Annotated in this window: 14 protein-coding genes; 6 read left to right on the forward strand and 8 right to left on the reverse strand. The window is 63.4% G+C overall.

Going from position 1 to position 15,790, the window contains the following annotated elements:
* Window positions 1-5 precede the first annotated feature (5 nt).
* From B9A97_RS02595 to B9A97_RS02605, 3 genes are all read left to right on the forward strand, one after another.
* Entirely contained in the window at window positions 6-1,436 is a 1,431-nt protein-coding gene (locus B9A97_RS02595; RefSeq protein WP_084363390.1) for a M81 family metallopeptidase, read from the forward strand.
* A 70-nt stretch (window positions 1,437-1,506) separates the two neighbouring features.
* A complete protein-coding gene (locus B9A97_RS02600; RefSeq protein WP_084363391.1) occupies window positions 1,507-2,718 on the forward strand; it encodes an MFS transporter in 1,212 nt (403 codons plus the stop codon).
* Between the two features lie 22 nt (window positions 2,719-2,740).
* On the forward strand, window positions 2,741-3,469 hold the full coding sequence (locus B9A97_RS02605) for a copper homeostasis protein CutC (protein ID WP_084363392.1): 729 nt from the start codon (window positions 2,741-2,743) through the stop codon (window positions 3,467-3,469).
* On the opposite strand, the gene B9A97_RS02610 is transcribed toward B9A97_RS02605, so the two are convergent.
* Together B9A97_RS02610 and putA are read right to left on the reverse strand one after the other, a co-directional pair.
* Entirely contained in the window at window positions 3,464-3,958 is a 495-nt protein-coding gene (locus B9A97_RS02610) for a GNAT family N-acetyltransferase (RefSeq protein ID WP_084363393.1), read from the reverse strand. The genes B9A97_RS02605 and B9A97_RS02610 overlap by 6 nt on opposite strands.
* A 70-nt stretch (window positions 3,959-4,028) precedes the next feature.
* Window positions 4,029-7,754: a trifunctional transcriptional regulator/proline dehydrogenase/L-glutamate gamma-semialdehyde dehydrogenase gene (gene putA / locus B9A97_RS02615; protein ID WP_084363394.1), complete on the reverse strand. Its 3,726-nt coding sequence runs from the start codon at window positions 7,752-7,754 to the stop codon at window positions 4,029-4,031.
* A gap of 126 nt (window positions 7,755-7,880) precedes the next feature.
* On the opposite strand from putA, the gene B9A97_RS02620 reads away from it, so the two are divergent.
* Window positions 7,881-8,348 (forward strand): Lrp/AsnC family transcriptional regulator, encoded by a 468-nt coding sequence (locus B9A97_RS02620; protein WP_084363395.1) that lies wholly within the window; start codon window positions 7,881-7,883, stop codon window positions 8,346-8,348.
* On the opposite strand, the gene B9A97_RS02625 is transcribed toward B9A97_RS02620, so the two are convergent.
* Window positions 8,345-9,574 carry a citrate synthase family protein gene (locus B9A97_RS02625; protein WP_244564090.1) on the reverse strand — a complete coding sequence of 410 codons (1,230 nt, stop codon included), beginning with the start codon at window positions 9,572-9,574 and terminating at the stop codon, window positions 8,345-8,347. The two genes, B9A97_RS02620 and B9A97_RS02625, sit on opposite strands and share 4 nt — an antisense overlap.
* A 61-nt stretch (window positions 9,575-9,635) precedes the next feature.
* Here B9A97_RS02625 and B9A97_RS02630 point away from each other — a divergent pair, with 61 nt between their 5' ends.
* Window positions 9,636-11,033, forward strand: coding sequence for a CoA transferase (locus B9A97_RS02630; RefSeq protein WP_084363397.1), 1,398 nt, complete (start codon window positions 9,636-9,638; stop codon window positions 11,031-11,033).
* A gap of 9 nt (window positions 11,034-11,042) precedes the next feature.
* Here the strand turns inward: B9A97_RS02630 and B9A97_RS02635 are convergent, their stop codons facing one another.
* From B9A97_RS02635 to B9A97_RS02650, 4 genes are all read right to left on the reverse strand, one after another.
* Window positions 11,043-11,588: a flavin reductase gene (locus B9A97_RS02635; RefSeq protein WP_084363398.1), complete on the reverse strand. Its 546-nt coding sequence runs from the start codon at window positions 11,586-11,588 to the stop codon at window positions 11,043-11,045.
* Window positions 11,589-11,602: 14 nt separating this feature from the next.
* Window positions 11,603-12,697, reverse strand: coding sequence for an LLM class flavin-dependent oxidoreductase (locus B9A97_RS02640; RefSeq protein ID WP_084363399.1), 1,095 nt, complete (start codon window positions 12,695-12,697; stop codon window positions 11,603-11,605).
* Window positions 12,698-12,704: 7 nt separating this feature from the next.
* Window positions 12,705-13,415, reverse strand: coding sequence for a GntR family transcriptional regulator (locus B9A97_RS02645; protein ID WP_084363400.1), 711 nt, complete (start codon window positions 13,413-13,415; stop codon window positions 12,705-12,707).
* A 120-nt stretch (window positions 13,416-13,535) separates the two neighbouring features.
* Window positions 13,536-14,333, reverse strand: a complete 798-nt coding sequence (locus B9A97_RS02650) for an aspartate/glutamate racemase family protein (protein WP_084363401.1) — start codon at window positions 14,331-14,333, stop codon at window positions 13,536-13,538.
* Between the two features lie 125 nt (window positions 14,334-14,458).
* On the opposite strand from B9A97_RS02650, the gene B9A97_RS02655 reads away from it, so the two are divergent.
* Window positions 14,459-14,998 (forward strand): winged helix DNA-binding protein, encoded by a 540-nt coding sequence (locus tag B9A97_RS02655; RefSeq protein ID WP_179145194.1) that lies wholly within the window; start codon window positions 14,459-14,461, stop codon window positions 14,996-14,998.
* Here B9A97_RS02655 and B9A97_RS02660 read toward each other — a convergent pair whose 3' ends face one another.
* Entirely contained in the window at window positions 14,999-15,781 is a 783-nt protein-coding gene (locus B9A97_RS02660; RefSeq protein ID WP_084363403.1) for a cyclase family protein, read from the reverse strand. It lies immediately after the preceding gene.
* Window positions 15,782-15,790 lie beyond the last annotated feature (9 nt).

Here is a 15,790-nt window from a genome sequence, read left to right on the forward strand (position 1 = left end):
TGACCATGCGGATCGCCATTGGTGGCATTCACACGGAATGCAGCACCTCATCGCCCGTCCTGATGCAGACGGAGGATTTTCGTGTCTTTCGCGGGCAGGAACTTCTGGCGGCAGACTATTTCAACTTCCTCGCCGCCGAGGATGTGGAGCATCTGCCGCTTTTGCATGCGCGCGCCGTTCCCGGCGGACCGGTCTCGCGCGCCACTTATGAAGGCTTCAAGGCCGAATTCCTGGATGGACTGAAAGCCGCGCTGCCGCTGGACGGGCTCTATCTCGCCATGCATGGCGCGATGAATGTCGAGGGCATGGACGACGCGGAAGGCGACTGGATTTCCGCCGCCCGCAAGGTTGTCGGGCCGGATTGCGTGGTGGCGGCCAGCTACGATCTCCATGGCAATGTCAGCCAGCACATCATCGACCAGCTCGATATCTTCGCCGCCTATCGCACGGCGCCCCATATCGACGTGCGTGAGACCATGGTGCGGGCTTGGACCATGCTGCTGAAAGCGCTGAGAACAGGCGAACGCCCCGGCCTCGCCTGGGCGCCGGTGCCGGTGCTTTTGCCGGGGGAGCGTACCTCGACCGAGGACGAGCCGACGGCAAGCCTTTACCGCAAGCTGCCGGAGCACGACACCACCCCCGGCATTTGGGATGCCAACCTGATGATCGGCTATGTCTGGGCGGACGAACCGCGCGCCACGGCCTGCGCTGTGGTCACCGCCACCGACAAGGATGCCGCCCAGCGCGTGGCAACAGAAATTGCCGGCGCCTATTGGCAGGCGCGGCGCGACTTCCAGTTCGGCCCGGTCACCGGCGCCCTCGACGACATGCTGGATATTGCCGCAAAGACTGAGACGCGGCCGATCATCCTCGCCGATTCCGGCGACAATCCGACCGGCGGCGGGGTAGGCGATCGTGGCGATGTACTGAAGGCGCTGATCGCGCGGGATTGGCAGGATGCCGTGATCGGCGGCATCACTGACCTGCCGGCCGTGGAACAGTGTTTTACCGCAGGCGAAGGGGCTGAGATCGACCTCACGATCGGCGGCAGCCTGGATCCCGCCAGTCCGTCAACTGAGGTCACCGTCAAGGTCATTCGCCTGGATGACACCGGCGTGGCGTCAGAGCGTCAGGCCGTGATTGCGGTCGGCGGGATCACCGTCATCCTGGCCGCACGCCGCAGGCCCTATCACAACATCGCCGATTTCACCCGTCACGGCATCGATCCGAAAACCGTGCGGCTCCTCGTCGTCAAGTCAGGCTACCTCTCGCCGGAGTTGGCGCCGATTGCCAATCCCAACCTAATGGCGCTGACGGATGGCGTCATCAACCAGGACATTGAGGCGCTGCCGAGCAAGCGCCGCGGCCAGCCGATCTACCCCTTCGCCAAGGACTTCGACTATAGCCCTTCGGTGCGCTATTCCGCGCGCTGGTAGGCGCATCTGTTAAACTCCACGCGTGTCGCCCGTCTCGGCGGCGCGCTCCTCTTTTTGAACGTAGTGCCCGATGCTGTCGACCCTGACGCTTGTCTATCGCCATCCGCCCGTGAGGGTGAGCGCGCTTGCAATCTTCTTCTTCGGTTTCTCGGGTGCTGCGACCTCGCCTTACATGTCGCTGATCGGCATCAACGAACTGGGGCTGTCCAACGCCGTCTATTCGGCGCTCATGTTCATTGCAGCGGTGGTTAATGTCAGCGCCAGCGTCACCTCTGGCATCGTCGCGGACCGCCTGGGCTACTTTCGCTCGCCGATGATCCTGGCCGCCCTTTCGGGCATCCTCGGTTTCGGCATGGTCTATGCGGTGCCCACCCAATGGAGCTTTGTCGTCGCGGCACTGATCTTCATACCGATCTTCAACTCGGTGAATTCGCTGATTTTCGCCAATGTCAGGGCCGTCTCGTCAGGCATGCCGGTGCGCGAACTGATAGCCGTGAACTCCGCGATCCGTGCCGTCTTGTCCGCATCCTGGGTGCTGGTGCCGGGGTTGGTCGGTGCTCTGCTCGCCGGTGCGCCGAGCATGCTGCCGGCCTACCTCATCGCCGCGTTTGCCTGCCTGGTGTGCCTGCTGCTCTTCGTCTTCGGCATCAAGAAGCAGGGATCCGCCGGCACGGACAGCCGTCAGCACTATCCCTACCTGGCATCGGTGCGGCTCATCGGGTCTCGCAGCGTGCTGCCAAGGCTTCTCGGCATCGCACTCATCACCTCGATGCTGCATGTCAACGGCGCCGTTCTGCCGCTGGTGACAACGGGCAAAGCGGGCGGAACGCCGGCCGATGTCGGCGTGATCGTCGGCATCGTCGCATTCCTGGAAATCATCTTCATCATCTTCTGGGGCTGGGTGGAGGCGCGCACCTCCACGGTCATCGCCATGTCGGCCGGGGCACTCATCTATTGCGCCTACCTCGTGTTGCTCGGCCTGGCCGACAGCCCAACGGACGTCTATGTCTTGAGCCTGATCAGTGGCCTCGGGGCAGCCGGCATCATCGCCATTCCCATTACCTATCTGCAGAACTTGATCGCCGATCGCGCGGGACTGGGCAGTTCGTTGATCGCCGTCAACATCTTCCTGAGCGGCGGCCTGAGCTCGTTGCTTTTTGCCCTGGGCACCGCGATAAGCGACTACTCGGGAACCTCGATCCTCGGCGCTGTCGCGGGCCTTTGCGGTGTCGCGCTGGTCTTTGCCCTGGATGGGCGCCGCGGGATCAAGGCACACGATTGAGACATGGGAAAAGCGCACTGACATGAAGGAAAGACTGCTGGAAATATGCGTTGACGATGCCGCGGGCCTTGCCGCCGCCATCGCTGGCGGGGCCGACAGGATCGAACTTTGCGCGGCGCTTTCCGTTGGCGGCCTCACCCCGAGTGCGGGTTTCATGTGGCTGGCGGCGGCGGCGCCAATTCCGGTTCATGCCCTGATCCGCCCACGGCCCGGCGACTTTCGCCATGGACCTGATGAAGTCGACATCATGCGGCGGGATATCGCGGCGGCCCGTGAAGCGGGTCTCGCCGGAGTCGTGATCGGCGCCTCCCGTGCGGACGGCCGGCTGGACGAACAAGCGCTGCGTGCCCTCGTGGCTGAAGCCGATGGCATGGCCATGACGCTGCACCGCGCCTTTGACCTCGCACCCGATCTGTTCGAGGCGCTGGAAACCGCCGTTGGTCTCGGCTTCCGCCGTATCCTGACCTCGGGCGGTCACAGGACCGGATTGGAAGGTCTGGAAAATCTGGCTGCCCTGGCGGCGAAGGCGGGCGACCGGCTGTCGATCATGCCGGGCGGCGGCGTCCGCGCCGAATGCGCAGATCGCTTTCTGGCCATATCCGGCATCACCGAACTGCACGCCTCCTGCTCGAAGCTGCCCGACAATCCCGATCCGCGACTTGCTGAATTCGGCTTCATCCGGCCGGACAGCCGGGAAACCGATGTGGAGGCTGTCAGAGCGCTGAAGGCCGTGATGGCCGCCCACTCATGATCCCGTCGGACCGGTGGGCCCAAGATCCAGCATGCCTCGGTAGATCCCCGGCTTCGACCCTTCGATGGGAATGGCGCCAACCGTGCGGCGATAGAATTCCATAGGCCCGGCGCTGCCAATCACGGCATAGCCATAGCCAATATCCCGCATGGCCAACAAAGCCCGCAGCAGAAGGGCCTGCCCCACGCCCTTGCTCCGATGGCTTTCATCGACACCCGTCGGACCGAAGAAGCCACGCGCAGTGGCATCATAACAGGCAAAGCCCGCAAGTTTTCCTTCTACTGTCGCCAGAAGACAGCTGACCGGCTGCCTGGACATCGCAATGGTTGCCTCGCTCGCCCAGCCCTCGCCGAAGCGGCTGGCAATCCAGCGTGTTACGACATGCAGTTCCGGCGGCAGCGCCAGGCGGATCTCGAATCCATGCGCCGCAATCCGCGCGTCAAGCTCGGCATCCGGCCGGAGATCATAGAGTTTCACCAGCATGTCCATGTCGCACTCCCCTCGCTTGCCTGCCGCGGCAATTCCTAAATCCTTTCAGAGTTGAAGGGAAGCGCGCGGCCTATCCAATCGCCATCAGGCTGGCATTGCCGCCGGCAGCGGCCGTGTTGATGGAGGTCGAGACTTCCTCGAGCAGCCAGTTCAGGCAATAGGCTTCCGCATCCTCAGCCAGCGACTTGCTGCTAGCGGCCTGGACCAGCACCAGGGGACCGGGAAGATCCGCGATCGCCTTGGTGCAGGAAACGACCCGATCCCCTTCCCCCTCGATCAGGGCACCGGCATAGCCCCCTGGCGAGGACATATCCTCCGACCATGCAATGCGTGAGGCAACCGCCTCAGGCAGACCACCAAACGCTTTCAGCAGATCCGGGCCGGACTTGACCACCGCGTGGTTGCCCGTCGCGAGAACGGCCCCGATCTGGCGCACCAGCCCCGCCTCCGTTTCCGGCAGGATCAGGATACGGCCACGCGGATGCAGGGCATAGAGGTTGCGCTCGCCGACGGGACCATCCAGCTCCAGCGACAGCCCGAGCGCCGCATTGCCGCCCATTGTCCGGACGGCCTCGGCGGCGGCAGCGTCGCCCCGCGACAGGAGCCAATTGGCGAATTCATGAATGGCGGGGTCGGCATGCACCGAACTGTGCTGCGGCGGCACCGGGGCCTTGGAGACGAGACGGCCCAGATAGAGCGGTCCGCCGGCCTTGGGTCCCGTTCCGGAGAGACCGCGGCCGCCAAAGGGCTGCACGCCCACCACGGCGCCAATCACGTTGCGGTTGACATAGATGTTCCCGACCCTGATCCGGCTCGTGACATGGGCGATCGTCTCGTCAAGCCGCGTGTGCAGGCCGAAGGTGAGGCCGTAGCCCAGGGCATTGATATCGTCGATCAACAGGTCGATCTCGCTGCGCTTGTAGCGGATCACATGCAGCACCGGCCCGAACACCTCGCGCTTCAGATCGCTGAGGTGCTTAAGCTCGATGATTGTCGGGGGAACGAAGGTGCCGTTGGCCGCATCTTCCGAAAGGCCGATCTGTTCGACCTTGCGGCCCAGCCCGCGCATCGCCTCGATATGCGCCTCGATGATGCCCTTGGCTTCGGCTGTTATCACGGGTCCGACATCGACGCTGAGCCTGTCGGTCCGGCCAATCTTCAATTCATGCAGCGCGCCCTTGAGCATGGAGAGCACCCGGTCGGCAACCTCCTCCTGCAGGCAGAGCGCCCGCAGCGCCGAGCACCGCTGGCCGGCGCTGTCGAAGGCCGAAGCGATGACATCGGCCACCACCTGTTCCGCCAAGGCCGAACTGTCGACGATCATCGCATTCTGCCCGCCGGTTTCCGCAATCAGCGGAATTGGCTTGCCGGAGGCTGACAGCCGGCCGGCCAACTGCGACTGGATGAGCCGCGCGACCTCCGTCGAGCCGGTAAACATCACGCCCGCCGTCTCCGGCGCGGCAACGAGAGCCGCACCGACACGGCCATCGCCTGGGAGGAATTGCAGCGCCTCCAAGGGAATGCCGGCCTCATGCAGAATCCGCACCCCTTCCGCTGCAATCAGCGGCGTTTCCTCGGCAGGCTTGGCCAGCACGGGATTACCGGCGACCAGCGCCGCCGCGATCTGGCCGGTGAAGATGGCAAGCGGGAAATTCCAGGGGCTGATGCAGACGATCGGCCCGAGCGGCGCATGGGATGGACCCAGCGTACGGCTCGCCTGCTGCGCATAATAACGCAGGAAATCGATCGCCTCACGCACCTCCGCTATCGCATTGGGAAGCGATTTGCCGGCTTCACGCGCGATCAGGCCGAGCAGATCAGGCATGCGCTCCTGCATCAGGTCCGCCGCCCGATTGAGGCAGGCGGCACGCGCAGCAGGCGCAACGGAGGCCCAGGCCGCCGCGCGCTCCGCAGCCAGTGCTACCGCGCGCCGCGCATCGGCTTCGCTGGTCTCCACGACAGTTCCGACGATGTCGCGGTGATCGCCGGGATTGAGCACCGAAATCGCCTGTCCATTCGCCACGCCATCGGCCAGCACCGGCAACGCCGTCCACGCCTTGTGCGCGCCGGCCTTCAGACTGGCGCTGAGGTCTTCGAGGACCGCCTCATTGGACAGATCAAGGCCGGCGGAATTGACCCTGCCCTTGCCAAACAGGTCGGCTGGCAGCGCGATGCGATCATGCTTGGCGCCGGGCTGCGCCATGGCGCGGACGACATCCACCGGATCGGCAATCAGGTCTTCCACCGAAACGGCCGGATCGGCAATGCGGTTGACGAAGGAGGAGTTGGCGCCGTTTTCCAGCAGACGCCGAACCAGATAGGCCAGCAGCGTCTCATGCGTGCCGACAGGGGCGTAGATGCGGCATGGACGATCGAGATTGGCCTTGCCCACCACCTCGTCGTAAAGCGGCTCCCCCATGCCGTGAAGGCACTGGAACTCGTAGCGACCGATCGCAAAATCAGGCCCGGCCATTTGGTAGATCGTCGCCAGCGTCTGGGCATTGTGGGTCGCAAACTGCGGAAACACCCAATCGGTATTCGCCAGCAATTTGCGGGCGCAGGCAATATATGAGACGTCGGTATGGACCTTGCGGGTGAAGACCGGAAAATCCGGCAGGCCATCCAGTTGAGCCCGCTTGATCTCCGCATCCCAATAGGCGCCCTTGACCAGGCGCACCATGATGCGCCGTCCGGATCGCAGTGCGAGATCAATCACATGGTCGAGCACGAACGGGCAGCGCTTGCCATAGGCCTGCACCACGAAGCCGATCCCGTTCCACCCCGACAGATCTGGATCGAAGCAAAGATCCTCCAGAAGATCCAGGGAAAGCTCGAGCCGGTCGGCTTCCTCGGCATCGATGTTGAGGCCGATATCATAGGACCGGGCAATCGCCGCCAGCGCCTTCACGCGCGGCAACAGCTCTTCCATCACCCTCCCGGCCTGGGCGCGGGAGTAGCGCGGATGCAGCGCTGACAGCTTGATGGAAATGCCAGGGCCGCCATAGATGCCGCGCCCGGCTGATGCCTTGCCGATGGCGTGAATGGCCGCCTCGTAGTCACGATAATACCGTGCCGCATCCACCGCCGTGGTCGCGGCCTCTCCCAGCATGTCGTAGGAATACTGGAACCCGCGCTGCTCCAGCGTGCGGGCGCGGTCCAGCGCCTCCTCGATCGTCTCGCCGGTGACGAATTGTTCCCCCATCATGCGCATGGCCATGTCGACACCGCGGCGGATGACAGACTCGCCGCAGCGGGCGATCAGCCGGGTGAGCGCGGCAGAGAGGCTGCGGTCATTGACCGTTGCCGTAAGCTTGCCGGTCACCACAAGACCCCAGGTGGCGGCATTGACGAACAGCGAGCGACCGCCGCCCAGATGCGCCCGCCAGTCGCCATCGGCGATCTTGTCGCGGATCAGGGCATCGCGCGTGGCGGTATCGGGAATGCGCAACAGTGCCTCTGCCAGGCACATCAGCGCCACGCCCTCCTGGCTCGACAGCGAGTATTCGTGGACCAACCCCTCAACCCCTGAGCCCTTGTGTTTGGCCCTGAGTGCCGTGATCAGCTTGCGTGCTGTTTCCTTGGCGGCGCTCCTGATGTCGTCGCTCAGCGTGGCCTGCTCCAGCAGGGGCGCTATGCACTCCGGTTCAGCTCTGCGATATGCGGATGTGATGGCCTGTCTCAAGGGGCTTTGCGGTCGGATCGGCGGCGCGAAATCGGCGAAGATATCAGGCCCGCCCGATGCCGATCCGGACCCCGAGTTTTCCACTTTACCCCTGATATCGACTGCTCCAGACATCTGCAGGACCTTCCTTTTCAAGCCTTCACGCATGATATCACCGCGCCGGAATGGCTGCAGACTTGAAATCGGGCGAAAACCAGAAAAAATGACTTTTCTTTAGAGGATTGGCGGCACAAAACGACTATGAAAAGCGATATTGACAGTGAACTTGACCAATTCGACCGCAAGATCATCGACGCGCTGGTGGAGGATGGCAGGCTTTCCATCACCGACCTCTCGGAAAAGGTAGGGCTCTCCAAGACGCCCTGCCAGGTCAGGCTGAAGCGGCTGATGGCCGAGGGTTACATCACCGGCTTCAAGGCGAGCCTCGACCCGCGAAAATTCGGCCTTGATCATATCGCTTTTGCCGAGGTGAAACTTTCTGACACGCGCGAGGCCGCCCTTTCGGAATTCAACGCAGCGGTGAAGAAAATCCGCGAGGTCGAGGAATGCCACATGATCGCGGGCTCCTTCGACTATCTGCTAAAGGTCAGAACCGCGGACATCAGGCGCTATCGGCTGGTTCTCGGCGAAAAGATATCGAGCCTGCCCCATGTCTCCAGCACCTCGACCTTTGTCGTGATGCAATCGGTCAAGGATCGCGGATTCTAGGCATCCGCCAATGGCTCAGGCCCGGTATAGACGGCACGCGGCCGGATCAACTGCCCCTGTTCGGCCTGTTCCAGCGCATGGGCGATCCATCCCACCGATCGCCCCAGCGCAAACAGCGTGAAGGCGGCACCTTCTGGCAGGCGCAGGTGACGGCGCAAGACCACGAGCGCAAAGTCGATCGACGGTTCCTGGCCGGTCAGCGCTCTTACCTCGGCGATCAACGCGTGCGCCTCGGGAAAACGCGGCAAGACCCGCTCCAGCAGGATCCTCGCCCTGATATCCCCGAGGGGATAAAGCGGGTGCCCCAGACCCGGTATATCCTCTCCCGAGGCAAGACGTTGTTGTAAAGCCGGCCGCAGCGGCGCGTCGCCAAGTCCTCGCCAGAAGCTTTCGACCCGGGTGGTCATGGCACCGTGGCGACTACCGCTCAGCGCACCGAGACCACCAAGCACCGCCGCCCGCAGGCTGGCGCCGGTCGACGCGATGCAACGCGCCGTGAAGGTGGACGCATTCATTTCATGATCGGCGCAAAGAACAAGCGCCATCCGCAACAGGTCGGCGCCGTCATCGTCAAGACCCCAGCTCTGCGCCAATTGCCGATGCAGCGGCTCAGACGAGGGCTCGGTTTGCTGAGCGGCCGCGAAAAGCTGGCGGACAAGCCCACCACAGCTTGCTGAAAAGTCTGCGTTCTTGCGGCGCCACTGCGCCGTATCGCCGTCATCGGCGGCGGCAAGCAGCAGCGCCGGCAGCGCTTCGGTGGGTGGCGTGTCGCGATAAAACGGCAGAAGCGCTGCATAACCCGGCAACATGGCCGGAGCAATATCGGGAAACGCCTCCTCGCGCCGACATCCCCACAGCAGGGCAGCCACGTCCTCCAGGCTCGCCTCGCCCGCCAACGCCTCGATATCCCGACCGCGATAGGAAAGCCGCCCATTTCTGACCAGCGTAATTGCGGATTCCAGCGCCGGCACACCCCAATCGAGCGCCGAGCGGGCCACCTCCTTGGGCCTGCGACCACGTCGACGCGCCTCGGCCAGGCGTTGAACGGCATCACGCGGGTACAGGCTGCGGCGAGGATCGTCATCAACGCTCTGCGCGGCAATCAGCCCACGACTGACATAAGCATAAAGGGTCTGGCGGGACACGCCCAGCAGCGCCGCCGCCTCGTTAGAACTCAGATACTGGCTCACGAGCGCGCTCACCATGGGGTTGATTGATATAATCAAGATTGACGATATCTGGCTATTGCCGTTTCGTGAAGCAACATCAGCCACGGGACCATCAGCCATGCCATCACCAGACAAAGACCCGACATCCGTTCAGACAGATATGCTCACCGCCATCTGGACAGCAGTCGGCGGTGAAAGCCGCCTGTTGAGCCAGGCCACCGAAACCGGACAAGGCGACCTCCCCTCGACCTTTGCCGTCAGCGACCTTGCCAGCGCGTCCATGGCAGCGGCGGGTCTCGCCATTGCGGAATTGCTGGGCGCCACTTCGGCCACGCGGCCGGAGGTTCGCGTCGATAGGCGCCTGGCCTCTCTCTGGTTCGGAACGTCGCTGAAGCCAGATGGCTGGGCCGTGCCACCGGCCTGGGACCCGATCGCGGGGGATTATCGCGGACGAGACGGCTGGATCAGGCTCCACACAAACGCGCCGCACCACCGGCGCGCTGCGCTCGCCGTGCTCGGAACGGACGCGGACAAGGCCGCGGTAACATCAGCCGTATCCCGGTTTGCGATCGACGAGCTTGAAGCCGCCGTCGTCGCACAAGGCGGCTGTGCAGCAGCCATGCGAGACATGGATCACTGGCGTCAGCATCCGCAGGGCATGGGTGTCGCTGCCGAACCGCTGGTGCACAGGCAAGAAGGCCAGACGTCCATCACCAACACTTTTGCCGGAACGGCAAAGCGGCCGCTTGCGGGGGTCAGGGTCCTGGACCTGACACGCGTACTCGCCGGCCCCGTCGCGACGCGCTTCCTGGCCTCGGCCGGCGCCGATGTCCTGCGGATCGACCCGCTTGATTGGGATGAGCCGGGCGTCCTGCCGGACGTGACACTCGGAAAACGCCGGGCGCGGCTGGATCTGAAGAGCGAGGACGGCCGGGCCTTGCTGATGCGGCTGCTGGCCGATGCCGATATCCTGGTCCATGGCTATCGGGCAGACGCCCTGGAGCGGCTGGGCCTCGATGCCGACAACAGGCAAAGACTGAGGCCGGGGCTGATCGACGTGTCGCTCAATGCCTATGGCTGGACCGGCCCCTGGCGCAGCCGCCGCGGTTTCGACAGCCTGGTGCAGATGAGCACGGGCATTGCCGAGGCGGGCATGCGCCATTACGGAACCAGCGCGCCCAAGCCACTGCCCGTGCAGGCACTCGACCACGCCACCGGCTACATCCTTGCGGCGGCCGCGATCAGGGGGCTGACCACGCGTCTCGCCACCAACAAGGGATCGATCTGGCGCACCTCGCTTGCCCGTGTGGCCCATCTGCTGATGGACCATCCGGCCGGACCGCAAGGTCAAGGGATTTCCGGCAGCGCAGACACCGATTTCTCGGAGAGCAGGGAGATGACGGGCTGGGGGCCAGCTTGGCGCCTGAAGACCGCGCTGACCATCCCCGCCGTCGATCTCACATGGTCACGGCCCGCCGGTCCGCTGGGATCCGACGCGCCGAGTTGGTCCGCGTGAAGGCCCCGGTCAGCCGGCGCTTGCCAAGACAGGTGGCCGGATTTCGTGATAGTTGCGGCCGAAATAGACCAGCGCCTCCGCCTCCGGGCTTTCGGCGACATCGAGAACCCGGCAGAACAGGATGCGATGGGTCCCCTCCTCCGCAACGGACGCGACCCGGCAGTCGAAGGAGATCAGGGCGCCTTCGAGCCGTGGCGCACCGCTGGGCGCTGCCTCCCATGACGCCGCCCGGAATCGCTCCTCCATCGGCGGGCCGCTGCCGAACAGCACCGACAGCGCCTGCTGTTTTGGCGCGAGCGTGTTGACGCAGAGGACCCCGTTCTGCGTCAGCGCCTCCAGCGAGGACGACTTCTTGTTGACGCAGACCAGAAGGGTCGGCGGCGTATCGGTCACGCTGCATACGGCCGAGGCGGTAAAGCCGAACCGGCCCGCCGGGCCATCGGTCGTGACGATATGCACGGCCGCCGCAAGCCGGGACATGGCATTGCGGAACACCGCCTGCGAAGGTCCTTCGGCGCCGTCACCCAGTGGCGGCGCGCTGTCGAGAATACCCATGGAACCTCTCCCGATCACGCCGTCCTGAGGCCCGCCCGCTGCAACAGCGGCAGCACACGGTCGCAGAAGAACGGCAATTCGTAGAGATAGTTGACGAAGGTCAGCGCAATGCCGGAATAGCCCTGCTCCGAGATCGCCACCATCTCCTCGACGATACGCTCCGGCGTGCCGACCAGCGGATAGCTGCCCGCACCACCGGCAAACCGCTTGCGATAACGGTCATAGGCATCGCTGTCGTGGGAATGCGAGAACTCCTTCTTGCCCGCCATGTGCTGGTCCACCGCCGCTGTGTCCGCCATGGTCATGGCATAGCGCTCATAATAGTCTTCCGCCTCCTGCTGGGTTTCGCGGCAGATCACGTGGCAGACGGTGTAGGCGCCGACGTCGCGTCCGACCTTTTCCGAGCGCGTCCTGATGTCCTCGACATGCTTGCCAGCCTCGGAAATCTCGGTGAAGGTGGTGAAGAGATAATCGCAATTGGCCGCCGCAAAGTCACGGCCCGGACCGCCGAAGGCCGCGTTCATGGTGACCGGACGCGGCGACTGCAGGCTGGCGGGACGGCTGACGGCATTCTTCAGGGTGTAATAGGTGCCGTCGAAGTTGAAAGGCTCCTCCGACCCATAGGCCTTTTCGATGATCTCAATCCACTCGCTCGCCTGATCATAACCCTTCTCAACCAAGGGAATGCCGAACATGCCGAATTCCTTAGGGTTCCAGCCGCAGACGATATTGAGGCCGGCACGACCCCGGCTGACATGATCAACAGTGGCAAGCGCCTTGGCCGCATAGAGCGGATGAACGATCGGCACATGAACCGTCATGAAAAGCCCGATCCTCTGGGTTGAGGCGGCGAGCGCAGCGGCCCAGGTGAAGGTTTCGAACGACCATTCACGCACCTTATTCTTGCCACCGAAACCGGCCCAGCGTGCAATCGGCAGGAAGAAATCCAGCCCGGCGCGGTCTGCCATCTGGGCGGCGTTCAGATTGTCGTCCCAGCTCGCCCTCCAGCGCTCCGGCACATCGGTAATCGCCAGCCCGCCATCGGCGTTGGCAGAGAAGATGCCGAGTTTCAGCTTGTTCGGTCCCTTCAATGGATGCAGATAGGTCATGTTTCCCTCAGGTCTTGTGGTTGTTCTTCTGCTGTCGACGGCGCGTCGGCTTCACGCTCGCGTCCCGCTCGGCCTGCCTTTGGTGGGCTGCGAGATAGGCGGATTCCGCTGCAAAGAGAAAGGCGGTCATCCGATCCTGGGCTGCCAGGGAATCCCGCGCATCAAGTGCCGAGAACAGCGCGCCAAGGGCCTCGACATAGATGCGCCGGGTCACCTGATCGGAAAACGTATCGAGCCTGATGGCCTGGAAATAATCCATGAACCGCGAAATGGTGGCCGCCATATGCGGATTGCGGACGCAGGAAATCCAGGCATTGCGAAAGTCGATATTGGCCTCGACCAGGCGGCGGATATCGCCCGCCGCATGGGCCTCCCGGATGACGTCCATCGCTTCAGCCAATTGCCGCGCCGCATCTGCGGTGAGATCGCGCGCCGCCGCACCCGCCGCCCGCGGCTCAAGCTGTCGCCGCAACTCGAACAATCCGGCAATATCGTCAGGGGACAGGATCGGTAAAACGAAGCCGCGGGTCGAGCCGACCAGATAGCCCTCAGCGACCAGCCGCAACAAGGCCTCGCGCGCCGGCATCCGCGACGTTCCATAGGCCTCGGCGATATCGGTATCGACAAGCCGGTCGTCAGGACCGATTTCGCTGAGCTGCAGCCTCCGCCTGAGGTCCGCATAAAGCGATTCCACGAGATTGAGATTGCGAACGGTCATGGGCCTCTCCTGCCCATAACCGTATATGGAAATCCGGATATTTCAAGCTTGAAATTTATGTTTTCTTACTGTTTTCGCCAATGATGATCATATTCCGGCCAGAACAGTATACGAATAATCTCATTTCACGCTTGGTGATCCTCGCCCCGATGCGACCAGCGAACGGAAATCATCGATGGCCTGCTGAGGCGCCTTCGCGCACCATGGGCCGCGGCTTGGCTCGATGCCGTTCAGCGTCCGGAGGCGCACCTGCATCTCCGCGGACTTCAAGGCGACGGCAGCGCAATTGACAACGGGCGCCTGGCCAATGCGCAAACCATATTCACCGCCGATCAAGAGACCCGGCAGAACGCCGGCCGGCACCACCACATCGGCACCATCCCGCACCAGGGGCTCGGCACAGGCGCGGAATGCGTCGAGCATCCGGCTCTTGGCCTCGGCATCGCCGGCAAAGCATCCCGTGAAATCGGAAGGATCCGCGTTCAGGCCCACGACGTGGCTAATGCGCCCCGACAGGCCATAGAGATCGCCCTGCTCTAGATGCATGGAGCGGAACACGTCGTCCAACGTCACGAGCGCGATGCGACGCCCCATCTGGGCCGCAAAATGCAGGGTCGATTCTCCCGCGCCAATGACGGGAATGGAGACGGCAGACTTCAGCTCGTAGAGGCCCGGATCCTGGAAATGCCCCATCACCACGGAATCATAGCCCTGCAGTTCCGCCTCGATACCGTTATCGATGGCCAGAATGGCGCAGCGAAATTCCGAGAGCCGGCCGAAGGAGCGGTCCGGCGGGCTGATGCCATGGACCTCGACCGATGTTCCGGGCTCGGCAATGGCGTTCAAGTATTCGGAAAGCCGCTTCATGTAGGAGGCGCTGGCCGTCTGATCGATAAAACTCTGCCAGAAAATACGCATTGCCTTTAGTCCTTCCTGATGGGATCTCTTGCGAACCAGGCGCTGTTTTGCCATGGAATTTAGGGATAGTTTTCGTCGCTGTGTCGTGTCGGCCCGCGGCGCTGATCAGCGACAGGACCATGGCCATGACCGATCTCGACGCCTCGACTGCCGAACTGGATGCCGACGGCGCCGCCAAGGAACTGGCGCTCACCGATTTCGAATGGTCCCTGTGGCGCGTATCCTCGGCCTTCCTGCGCTGGCAGAGCGAATGCGCTTCGGCGCTGGCCGGTGCCACGCTGAGCGGCCATGACACGGCGGTCCTGCACACCATCAAATATCGCGACAAGCCGAAGGGGCTGTCGGAGATTTCCCGGCTGCTCGGACGCGACGATACCGCCAACGTCCAATATGCCATCAAGAAGCTGCTGGCCCTGAAACTGATCGAGCGGGTCAGCGGGCGCTCCCGCAAGGAGACCATCTATACCCTGTCGCAGAAGGGTCTGAAGCTGACGAAGGACTATCGGCGCCTGCGCAAGGAATTGCTGGTGACCGCCGTGGGCAAGCTTCAGGATGTCGAAGGTGGATTGAAGGCCTCGGCCGAAATGCTCGAGCTGCTTTGCAGCTTCTATGACACCGCCTCGCGTCGCGCTTCGACCAGCCATCAGACCACCGCCAAACCCTGATCAGCCCCTGGGGACGAGCGCCAGAACCCGCAAGGGACTGCCTGAGCCGTGCAGGATCTTCAACGGCGCGGCGAGGATCATGCTTCCCGTCGTCGGCAGCAGATCGAGATTGCACAGGCATTGCAGCCCGTATTTCCCAGCTCCGTGCAAGAAATGATGCGCCGGATAGGGCGGATGAAAATGTCCGCCCTGACCCGCATCGGTCCCTATGGTTTCCGTGCCGAAGCCGATGATGCCGCGCTCAGCCACCAGCCATTCCATCACTTCGGCATCCGGTCCCGGCGTGTGGGCACCGTCCTCGTCGAGATTGGCATAGGCCGCACCTGACTTTTTCGACCAGTCCGTTCGCATCAGCACCCAGGCGCCCGCAGGGATCTTTCCGTGCACCGCCTCCCACTCCAGAACCCCTGACTTGGTCAGCAGAAAGTCCGCATCGGTGCTCGACTGGGTTGAGCAATCGATGACGCAGGCGGGCGCGACCATATGCCGGGCGGGCAGCTTGTCGACCGAATTCAGCGGCAGATCACGCCCGGTATACCAATGAACAGGCGCATCGAAATGCGTTCCCGTGTGTTCGCCGAAGGACAGGTTGTTCCAGTACCATGCCGGCCCGGAGCCATCGTAATGGGAAATCCGCTCGATCCGCACCGGGGCGGATTGCCCAAGCTCCGGTGGCATGACGATGGTCGGAAAATCGGGTGAGAGAGTCTGGGTGAGATCGACGACCTCCACGGCACCGCCAACAAGCGCATCCTGCAAGGCGGAAAGAACTGACGCGTTCATGGGATCTCC

It is taken from the genome of Rhizobium sp. RU36D (assembly GCF_900176345.1).
Lineage (GTDB): Bacteria > Pseudomonadota > Alphaproteobacteria > Rhizobiales > Rhizobiaceae > Allorhizobium.

What these genes read in the sequence shown, in the direction of transcription:
- B9A97_RS02635 (WP_084363398.1), bottom strand. Translation starts at nt 11,588, where the DNA reads ATGGGTATTCTCGACAGCGCGCCGCCACTGGGTGACGGCGCCGAAGGA.
- B9A97_RS02620 (WP_084363395.1), top strand. Translation starts at nt 7,881, where the DNA reads ATGAAAAGCGATATTGACAGTGAACTTGACCAATTCGACCGCAAGATC.
- B9A97_RS02640 (WP_084363399.1), bottom strand. Translation starts at nt 12,697, where the DNA reads ATGACCTATCTGCATCCATTGAAGGGACCGAACAAGCTGAAACTCGGC.
- B9A97_RS02655 (WP_179145194.1), top strand. Translation starts at nt 14,459, where the DNA reads ATGACCGATCTCGACGCCTCGACTGCCGAACTGGATGCCGACGGCGCC.
- B9A97_RS02630 (WP_084363397.1), top strand. Translation starts at nt 9,636, where the DNA reads ATGCCATCACCAGACAAAGACCCGACATCCGTTCAGACAGATATGCTC.
- B9A97_RS02660 (WP_084363403.1), bottom strand. Translation starts at nt 15,781, where the DNA reads ATGAACGCGTCAGTTCTTTCCGCCTTGCAGGATGCGCTTGTTGGCGGT.
- B9A97_RS02650 (WP_084363401.1), bottom strand. Translation starts at nt 14,333, where the DNA reads ATGCGTATTTTCTGGCAGAGTTTTATCGATCAGACGGCCAGCGCCTCC.
- B9A97_RS02610 (WP_084363393.1), bottom strand. Translation starts at nt 3,958, where the DNA reads ATGGACATGCTGGTGAAACTCTATGATCTCCGGCCGGATGCCGAGCTT.
- B9A97_RS02600 (WP_084363391.1), top strand. Translation starts at nt 1,507, where the DNA reads ATGCTGTCGACCCTGACGCTTGTCTATCGCCATCCGCCCGTGAGGGTG.
- B9A97_RS02645 (WP_084363400.1), bottom strand. Translation starts at nt 13,415, where the DNA reads ATGACCGTTCGCAATCTCAATCTCGTGGAATCGCTTTATGCGGACCTC.
- B9A97_RS02595 (WP_084363390.1), top strand. Translation starts at nt 6, where the DNA reads ATGCGGATCGCCATTGGTGGCATTCACACGGAATGCAGCACCTCATCG.
- B9A97_RS02605 (WP_084363392.1), top strand. Translation starts at nt 2,741, where the DNA reads ATGAAGGAAAGACTGCTGGAAATATGCGTTGACGATGCCGCGGGCCTT.
- putA (WP_084363394.1), bottom strand. Translation starts at nt 7,754, where the DNA reads ATGTCTGGAGCAGTCGATATCAGGGGTAAAGTGGAAAACTCGGGGTCC.